At 59.1% G+C, this 1,610-nt stretch carries 2 protein-coding genes; both read right to left on the reverse strand.

What is annotated here, in order from left to right; translation table 11 throughout:
- On the reverse strand, nt 1–1,196 hold a 1,196-nt coding region (locus VGI36_08855), incomplete at its 3' end, for an aldehyde dehydrogenase family protein (GenBank protein HEY2485246.1).
- A 37-nt stretch (nt 1,197–1,233) separates the two neighbouring features.
- A partial coding sequence (locus VGI36_08860; protein HEY2485247.1) for a hypothetical protein occupies nt 1,234–1,610 on the reverse strand: 377 nt, incomplete at its 5' end.

Genomic DNA, 1,610 nt, shown 5'->3' on the forward strand with positions numbered 1-1,610 from the left:
CCGTTGGCCACGCGCACCGCTTCCGCCTCGTCCTTGACGGAATAGAATGCCGCAACGGGACCGAATAGCTCTTCCCTATAGATCGGGTTGTCTTCGGTGATGCCTGTCAGAATGGTCGGCTCTAGGTAAAAACCCGGGCGATCGATGCGCCGTCCGCCGACGACGACGGTGGCGCCGCCTGCCTTGGCGCGTTCGATCTGATCAAGCAGAACATTGAGGGCTCGCTCGGACGAAAGCGGACCGAGGGTCGTGTCGGCGTTGGCTGGATCACCCGGCTGGAACGATGCCATCTGCTTCGTGAAAGCCTCCAGAAAGGCCGCGCTACGCTCCTGGCCGACAACGATGATGCGCTTGGAGCCGACACAGACCTGGCCGCAGTTGAGCATGCGTCCAACTGTTGCACTGCTGACCGCCCAATCGAGCGGCGCATCTTCAAGGACGATTAACGGGTCGCTACCGCCGAGTTCAAGCACCACCTTCTTTAGATTGCGGCCGGCACGTTGCGCAACCGACGCGCCGGCGCGTTCGCTGCCCGTCAAGGTGACGCCGCGCACACGAGGATCGTCGATGATCCGCCCCACCTGGTCGATTGTCGCGAAGATGTTCGTGTAGACGCCCTTCGGTGCGCCAGCCTCTTCCAACAACCGGGCGAACGCAAGGGCCGATTGCGGCACACTTTCAGCGTGCTTCAACAGCAGGACGTTGCCCGCCATCAACTGGGGGCCCGCAACGCGCGCGACTTGATAATACGGGAAGTTCCAAGGCTCAATTCCGAGCAACACGCCGATGGGATCGATACGAATCTCCGCGCTCGGCACGTCCGGGACAGGCTTCGGCCTCAGATACCCCTCGGCGCGGCTCGCATAGTATTCGAGGATTCTTGCGGAAAGCATGACCTCGTCCTGTGCTTCCATGATGCGCTTGCCCATCTCCAGCGTGATGATTTGCGCATATCCATCGGCTTTTTCACGCAGGATCGACGCCGCTTTGGAGATTATGCGCGCGCGCTCAGCCACCGGACGCTTACGCCAGTCCTTTTCGAAGGCATTGTGTGCGATGGCCAAGACCCCTTCTAAGTCTCGGTCGTCAATCGGTGCGAAGGTCTTCACCAACGCGCCTGTCGCGGGATTTAAAGTTTGATAGGACATGACAGACAAAGCAGACTCCGTTTCGAATGGTTTAACTTTTAAGTTCATATTTCGCTCCTTGGAACCGATGAACCGGGCTCCCCCTTTATTCCGCGGCCTGCTGCAGCAGCCTGATCATTTTCTCGTCCAGCTCCGCTGGAACGTCCGAGGCCTTGAGTTCCGGAAACTGGCTGAAGAAGGAGCTGGGCTCATCGATGTCGATCCGCGTCTCTTCCTCCCCATCACGCTGAGAAACGCAGAAGCGGACGGGGGCGCCGAGTCCCGAAACCGGAGAGTACTTGAACAAGCCCTGCGCGATCGTGGCATTACCGAACAGGTAAAATCTCGACTCGATCGGAATGCCAGCGAGCCGCATGGTCGAGCCTTGATCCAACTTAAAGAAGAGCGAGAACGGATGAGGTTTGGAAACCTGGTCCACGTACTGCGTCACCGCCATCGCGTCTTTAGCCTCGGTGAGCTTGC

Source organism: Candidatus Binataceae bacterium (assembly GCA_036495685.1).
Classification (GTDB): domain Bacteria; phylum Desulfobacterota; class Binatia; order Binatales; family Binataceae; genus JAFAHS01.